Consider the following 7,153-nt stretch of genomic DNA (forward strand, 5'->3'; position numbering starts at 1 on the left):
CGATCAGGTTATCGTCCTGATCGTGACGTGGTGAAATGGTCACCATGCTGCACCTCGCGCTGCACCTGAAACCCTGCCCAAGTGCAGCTCTTATTCAAGAGATACTGGAGAATTTATTACAACTTGTTGTTTTTGTTTGGAGGCTGGGCCCGGAATCGAACCGGGGTACGCGGCTTTGCAGGCCGCTGCATGACCACTCTGCCACCCAGCCTTAAAAGAAAAGGGAAAGACTGAATGCTTTCCCTCGATTGTGGAGCGGGAAACGAGGCTCGAACTCGCGACCCCAACCTTGGCAAGGTTGTGCTCTACCACTGAGCTATTCCCGCATGGGCGCAAAGGTTACCGAGATCACCGGTCCTTGTCAAGATGAACGTCGCTGGCCATCAAGCTGGGCCAAGCGGCGCGCAAGTAGCCTACCATACTCCAGAGTGTCATCGCCGCCGCCACGACCAGGAGGGCAATGCCCAGGTTCCGTCCCGACAGGCCAAACAGAGGTCGTTCGTAGACCAGGAGCAGGATCGAAATCATCTGCGTAGTCGCCTTCGCCTTGCCCAGCCAGGAGACTGCCACCTTCTTGCGCTCCCCCAGCTCTGCCATCCATTCGCGCAGCGCAGACACAGTGATTTCCCGGCCAATAATCACGCTGATCAGAATACCCGCAAGTATCTTTGGCACCTCTCCCGAAGACGCGATGAGCACCAGTGCAGTGACCACCATAATCTTATCTGCAACCGGGTCCAGGAAGGTACCAAAGGGGGACACCCCCTGATAGCGCCGGGCCAGATAGCCATCAGCCCAATCCGTAATCGCCGCCACCGCAAAAACGCCGGTGGCGCCCAAAGTGCGCATATCGCTCCCCCAGTAAAAGAGCGCCACAAAAATAGGCACCAACAAGATGCGCAGAACTGTCAGGAAATTGGGCAGCCGTTTTATCACAATCAGGCACGTCCTACGTGAAAGAAATCATATATCCGCTGCGCGAGTTCCAGATGGATACCTTCTACGCGCTGCAAATCCTCTATACCGGCGTCACGAACCCCCCGTAAACCGCCAAATGCGCGTAACAGCGCGACTCGCCGTTTGGGTCCGATTCCGGCGATGCCATCCAGATCAGACTCCTGTCGCGCCTTGCCGCGTCGCGCCCGATGACCGGTAATGGCAAAACGATGGGCTTCGTCGCGTATTTCCTGAATCACCAGTAATACTGGGTCATCATCGTCAAATTGTCGCGCCGCGGCCCACCCGGGAATATGCAGCATCTCCAGCCCCGGACGCCGCGTCGTCCCTTTCGCTACCCCACACAACTGAATACACCCTATCTCCAATGCATCCAAAGCCACTTGGGCCCGGGCCACCTGCCCGGGACCGCCGTCAATAAGGACGATCTCTGGCAAGGGCAAACCTTCTTTTTGCAAGCGCGCGTAGCGGCGATGCACAGCCTGCTCTATAGCCGCGTAATCGTCCCCGCCCTGGATGTCCCGGATATTGAAGCGGCGATACGCACTCTTCAGCGCCCCATCTTCACCGAAAACCACACAAGATGCCACCGCCGCTTCACCGCGTGTATGGCTAATGTCAAAGCATTCTACGCGCTGCGGCGCCTCTGCGAGGTCAAAAAGCTCCTGTAGCAGGAGCATACGCCGTCGTCCGGCGGTGGCGGTCTGCGCTCTTTGGCGCAACGCTCCCACGGCGTTGGTGAACGCCAATGCCATCCAGCGCCTGCGCGGACCGCGCTGCGGCTGATCAATCATGACCCGGTGCCCGGCTTCGCTGCTCAAAGCCTCCGCGAGTGAGGCCGGCGAACGTGGCAGCACATTGACCAGCAGATTCCCCGGCACCTCTTTATTACTGTAGAACTGCATGAGGAAGGCCGCGAGGACATCTGGCGCACGCACTTCTTCCGTATGGCGCGGGAAAATGGAGCGTCCGCCCAGTTGTCGTCCATTGCGGATAAAACTGACATACACCACCCACTGCCCATTCTCTTGTGCTGCCGCCAGCACATCAAAGTCGCCCCCACCCGCCTGCGCCACATACTGACGCTCCTGAATCTTGGACAAAGCGGCGATCTGATCACGGCGCCGCGCTGCCTCCTCGAAATCCAGTTGTTCCGCTGCGGCCTGCATGCGCGCCCCCAGACTGCGGATCGCCTCGTCGCTTTTCCCTTCCAGAAAGCGGATGGTGTCCGCCACATCCCGTGCGTAGTCCTCCCCGCTGATATGCCCCACGCAGGGACCGCTACAACGGCGAATCTGGTACTGCAAACAAGCCCGGCTGCGATGGTAAAAGGTATGATCCTCACAGGTCCGCAAGCGAAAGGCTTTCTGTAACAGCACCATACTCTCGCGTAGCGCAGTGACGGCCGGATACGGGCCGAAGTAGTGCCCTTTGCCCTTCTGGGCGCCCCGGTGCAAACTCATGCGCGGCGTGTCGTGACTGCTTTCTATGAACAGGTAGGGGTAACTCTTATCATCGCGCAGCAGGATATTGTACGGCGGCTGGTGGCGCTTGATGAGATTGGCTTCCAGCACCAGCGCTTCGGTTTCGGTGTGGGTCACTATCACTTCGACCCGTTTTACCTGCGCCAGCATCGCCAGCGTTTTGGGGCCGTGGCGCTGCTTCTGAAAGTAAGAACTGACGCGGCGCCTGAGATTGCGGGCCTTGCCCACGTAGAGCAGGCGGCACCCAGAGCCAACCATCTGGTAAATACCGGGCTGACTGGTCAGCGTACGCAGAAAGTCGCCAAGAACGAAAGACGTTTCCGCCGTCTCAATATCTCTCCGGGCGTTTTCTATGGGTTCAGCATCCATGAAATTTTAGAACTTTTAACTCCAGAAGCGCTCATTCATTATCCAGCATGCGCAGATATTCCCAGGTAAAAATGCCCGTATTGTGACCGTCGCTGAAATGCAGTTGCACCGCGTAGTTGCCCACCGGTGCCACATCCACAATGCCCACGTCCTCTTTACCAGTAATCACTTGCGCCTGATCGGGTGTGTGCCCCTTACACTCCGCGCAGGGACATTCCACCCGCAGGTGTTCAAAGGTCAGACGGCTGGTGTGACCGTCAGCCCAATCTACTTCCATGATGCGACTGATCATGAGGGGACGAATCTCCAGGGGCTGGGTGCGGGGCTCAGACATGATTACCTCTCAGGGACCGGGCTGGTCAGAAATAGGCCTCTAGGGTACAATTCACGCCCTCTAAAGGGAATGCCCAGAAGGACTACAGTATGAAGATTTCCGCCTTTGATATCCGCCCAGGCAATATTCTGGAACATGAAAGAGGGCTTTGGCGTGTACTCAAAACCGATTTCGTGAAACCCGGCAAGGGCGGTGCCTTCGTACAGGTCGAGATGAAGAATATTGAGACGGGTACCAAGTCCAATACCCGCTTCCGTTCTGGAGAAAGTATGGAGAAGGCCGTCGTCGAGCCGCGTACCATGCAGTATCTATACGCAGATGCCACCGGCTATGTCTTTATGGACAACGAGAGCTTTGAGCAGATCATTCTCAGTGAGGATCTGCTCGAAGGACAAACCGGCTATCTCTTGCCCAATACCGAAATCCAGGTCAACCTGCATAACGAAAGACCCATTGGTGTTGAATTGCCGCCTGTGGTCACTTTGGAGGTGGTTGAAGCCGACCCCGCCATTAAGGGACAAACCGCTACCGGCTCCTATAAGTCCGCGCGTATGGAAACCGGCATTACGGTTATGGTGCCGCAGTTTGTGAATGCGGGTGAAAAAATCCGGGTGAATACGGTAGACGGCAGTTACATCGACCGCGCCTGACAGATCGTAAACGGACAGATTGCCGGAGCTGCGAAACGCCCGGCACAACTCAGGACACCTGGGTAGTTGCGTTCACACTGTTGGGACTGGCTTTGGCCGGGATCACCCAGACAAACACCTCTCCCTTACTGACCATCCCCAAATGACGCCGGGCCAACTCTTCAACAGCATGGCTTCCCGTTTGCAGGCTCTTCACCTGCGCCACCAGAAGATCGTTGCGATCTTCTAACTGCTTCAAAACAACCTGCCTGGTTTCCAGTTTCTGGTGCAGGTCCGCAACATTCCACCAGCTTCCAGAACCAAACCAAAGCGGATATTGCAAGGCGCACAACACGGCCAGGAGCATAAAGTCTGCAAGGCGCATTTCTGCCTTAGCAGTGCCTACGCTACTTTTTACGCGCGCCCAATGGCCCATGCCGAAAAATCCCCGAAAATTTAATGGCCCAGAAAATATCCCATTAAATTCCTTTTAGTCTAGATTATAAAAAGTTGCAAGTCCGGGATAACGGGCCGCGTCGCCCAAGTCTTCCTCAATACGCAACAAACGGTTGTATTTTGCAACCCGATCCGTACGCGACAAAGAACCTGTTTTAATCTGACCACAACCTGTAGCCACCGCGACATCGGCCAATGTGGTGTCCTCGGTTTCTCCGGAGCGGTGCGAGACGATAGCTGTATAACTATGGGTTTTTGCCATTTCAATGGCCGCCAGGGTCTCGGATAACGTGCCAATCTGGTTGAGTTTAATGAGGATGCTATTGGCGACACCACGCTCAATACCTTCGCGCAAAATGGTCGTATTCGTCACGAAAATATCATCGCCAACCAGTTGCAAACGATCGCCGAGACGATCAGTCAGCATGATCCAGCCTTCCCAGTCGTTTTGATCCATGCCATCTTCAATGCTGATCAACGGATAACGATCGGTCAGTGTCTCCAGGTAGTCTACGAATTGCGCACTATTGAGTTCGCGCTTTTCGCTGGCCAGATGATAACGCCCATCCCGATAAAATTCACTGGACGCTACGTCCATGCCCAGCCAGATATCTTTGCCCGGCTGATAACCCGCCTTGCTGATGGCGTCCATGAGCAATTCCAGTGCCGCCTCATTGGAAGGCAGATTCGGAGCGAAACCGCCCTCGTCGCCGACGGTCGTCGCCAATCCGCGCGATTGCAGTACGGCTTTGAGGCTGTGAAACACTTCCACCCCCATCTGCAGCGCCTCAGAGAAAGACTCCGCACCCGCCGGGATCAGCATAAATTCCTGCATGTCCACGTCATTATCGGCATGGGCACCGCCGTTGATGACGTTCATCATCGGGACAGGCAATTGCAGAGGACCAAGGCCGCCAATATAGCGATACAAGGGTTGGCCAGCGGCGTGGGCGGCGGCATGGGCAGTCGCCAGTGAAACGCTGAGGATCGCGTTGGCGCCGAGACGTGCCTTATTTTCGGTGCCATCCAGGGCGCAGAGGGCGGCGTCAATATGCTCCTGCTCTTCGGCTTCCATGCCGAGGAGTAAATCCTGGATCTCACCGTTGACGTGCTCCACGGCTTTGCGCACCCCCTTGCCACCGTAGCGCTGGCCCCCGTCACGCAATTCTACGGCTTCGCGCTCGCCGGTAGAGGCGCCACTGGGAACAATAGCACGGCCCATAGCACCATTTTCCAGATGGACTTCGGCTTCCACCGTGGGGTTACCACGCGAATCGAGAACTTCACGGGCTTGTATGCGGACGATGGCGTTCATGCTAACTCTCCTCAGGATGGTTTTCAGAAAAATCTTGGTCTTTCACGAGATGATCAATCTGCTGGAGGACACGCAACAGGCTCTCCATACGTCCCAGCGGCCAAGCGTTGGGGCCATCGGACAAGGCCTGCGCCGGATCAGGATGCGTCTCCATAAAGAGCCCTGACACACCTGCCGCCACGGCTGAACGCGCCAGCACCGGGATAAATTCGCGCTGACCCCCAGATCGGTCGCCCTGACCACCCGGGAGCTGTACCGAATGGGTTGCGTCAAAAACCACAGGGCATCCGGTCTGGCGCATCACTGCGAGGGAACGCATATCCGATACGAGGTTGTTATAGCCGAAGGAGGCACCGCGCTCACAGACCATAATCTGGTCATTGCCGGTAGCTTTGGCCTTGTTGGCGACGTGCAGCATATCCCAGGGCGCGAGGAACTGGCCCTTCTTGATGTTGACCGGCTTACCCGCAGCAGCGACGGCCTGAATGAAATCGGTCTGCCGACAGAGGAAGGCTGGCGTTTGCAGCACATCGGCCACCTCCGCCACGGCAGACACGTCTTCTTTTTCATGAACATCCGTAATGACCGGTACACCCACTTCCCGGCGGACTTTTTCGAGAATGCGCAGTCCTTCGTCCCTACCGGGTCCTCGGAAACTCTGTCCCGAAGAGCGGTTCGCCTTGTCGTAGGAACTTTTGTAAATAAAGGGGATACCGAGACGTGCACAGATATCGCGCAGATCTTCCGCCGTGCGCAACGCCAGGGATTCACTCTCAATCGCACAGGGGCCCGCCATCAGAAAGAAAGGGTGCTGCAGACCTGCCTCGAAGCCACAAAGTTTCACGCTACCGCCTCCCGTTCCCGCTGCGCGATGGCGGCGCGCATAAAGGCATCAAACAATGGATGCCCCTCACGCGGGTTACTGGTGAACTCCGGGTGAAACTGGCAGCCCAGAAACCACGGGTGGCCCGGCAACTCCACCACTTCCACCAGCTCACTATCCGCAGAGAAACCCGTGTAACGCAACCCCGCCGTAGCCAACGAATTGCGGTAACGGTTATTGAACTCGAAGCGATGGCGATGTCGCTCGTAAATCCGCTCCTGCCCATAAGCTTGTGTCGCCAAGCTGCCGGGTTCCAATCGGCATTCCTGCTCACCCAGCCGCATGGTGCCGCCCAGATTACCGCCCTCTTCCCGATATGCTTTATGACCTTCGGGATCGGACCACTCGGTCATCAGCGTAATAACCGGCGCCGGAGTCTGGGGGTCCAGCTCTGTACTGTTGGCGTCCGTCAGTCCGGCGCAATGCCGCGCGAACTCAACGACCGCTAATTGCATGCCGAGGCAGATACCAAGATAAGGCACCTTCTGCTCTCGCGCGTAGCGAATGGTGGTGATTTTGCCCTCGGTGCCACGTCCGCCGAAACCACCGGGTACCAGAATCGCATCCGCTTCCGCGAGCATTTCCGTCCCCTGCGTCTCGATATCTTCTGCATCCACATACAGGAAGCGCACACTCCGCCGTGCCCGCAATCCGGCGTGAAGCAACGCCTCGGCCAGTGACTTGTAGGACTCGGTAAGCCCCACATATTTACCCACGAGGGCAATC

General features: G+C 56.9%; 8 protein-coding genes and 2 tRNA genes. 1 reads left to right on the forward strand and 9 read right to left on the reverse strand.

All coding sequences use genetic code 11. The features are described 5' to 3' along the window. Positions 1-137: 137 nt before the first annotated feature. From AC2VNK_RS07965 to AC2VNK_RS07985, 5 genes are all read right to left on the reverse strand, one after another. Positions 138-211 (reverse strand) — tRNA-Cys (locus tag AC2VNK_RS07965). A 40-nt stretch (positions 212-251) separates the two neighbouring features. Then, a tRNA-Gly gene (locus tag AC2VNK_RS07970) sits at positions 252-326 on the reverse strand. 22 nt (positions 327-348) lie between these two features. Next, positions 349-936: a CDP-diacylglycerol--glycerol-3-phosphate 3-phosphatidyltransferase gene (gene pgsA, locus AC2VNK_RS07975; RefSeq protein ID WP_291520999.1), complete on the reverse strand. Its 588-nt coding sequence runs from the start codon at positions 934-936 to the stop codon at positions 349-351. Between the two features lie 2 nt (positions 937-938). Further along, positions 939-2,810 carry an excinuclease ABC subunit UvrC gene (uvrC, locus tag AC2VNK_RS07980; RefSeq protein ID WP_291520997.1) on the reverse strand — a complete coding sequence of 624 codons (1,872 nt, stop codon included), beginning with the start codon at positions 2,808-2,810 and terminating at the stop codon, positions 939-941. Positions 2,811-2,841: 31 nt separating this feature from the next. Further along, positions 2,842-3,144 (reverse strand): gamma-butyrobetaine hydroxylase family protein, encoded by a 303-nt coding sequence (locus tag AC2VNK_RS07985; RefSeq protein ID WP_486883407.1) that lies wholly within the window; start codon positions 3,142-3,144, stop codon positions 2,842-2,844. An 89-nt stretch (positions 3,145-3,233) separates the two neighbouring features. Between AC2VNK_RS07985 and efp the strand changes: the two genes are divergently transcribed. Next, positions 3,234-3,794: an elongation factor P gene (gene efp / locus AC2VNK_RS07990; protein ID WP_291520993.1), complete on the forward strand. Its 561-nt coding sequence runs from the start codon at positions 3,234-3,236 to the stop codon at positions 3,792-3,794. Between the two features lie 49 nt (positions 3,795-3,843). Here efp and AC2VNK_RS07995 read toward each other — a convergent pair whose 3' ends face one another. The 4 genes from AC2VNK_RS07995 to pyrG form a co-directional block, all read right to left on the reverse strand. Continuing rightward, complete coding sequence (locus AC2VNK_RS07995) at positions 3,844-4,209, reverse strand: septum formation initiator family protein (protein WP_291520991.1); 366 nt, start codon at positions 4,207-4,209, stop codon at positions 3,844-3,846. Positions 4,210-4,263: 54 nt separating this feature from the next. After that, positions 4,264-5,544 carry a phosphopyruvate hydratase gene (gene eno, locus AC2VNK_RS08000; protein ID WP_486883408.1) on the reverse strand — a complete coding sequence of 427 codons (1,281 nt, stop codon included), beginning with the start codon at positions 5,542-5,544 and terminating at the stop codon, positions 4,264-4,266. 1 nt (position 5,545) lies between these two features. Beyond that, the gene (gene kdsA, locus AC2VNK_RS08005) at positions 5,546-6,388 is read right to left on the reverse strand and encodes a 3-deoxy-8-phosphooctulonate synthase (protein ID WP_486883409.1); all 843 of its coding nucleotides are present in this window, start codon (positions 6,386-6,388) and stop codon (positions 5,546-5,548) included. Beyond that, positions 6,385-7,153, reverse strand: a 769-nt coding sequence (gene pyrG, locus AC2VNK_RS08010; RefSeq protein ID WP_486883410.1) for a CTP synthase, incomplete at its 5' end; no start/stop codon positions are given. The genes pyrG and kdsA, both read right to left, overlap by 4 nt.

This window comes from Acidithiobacillus sp. TH-A35 (genome assembly GCF_057473505.1).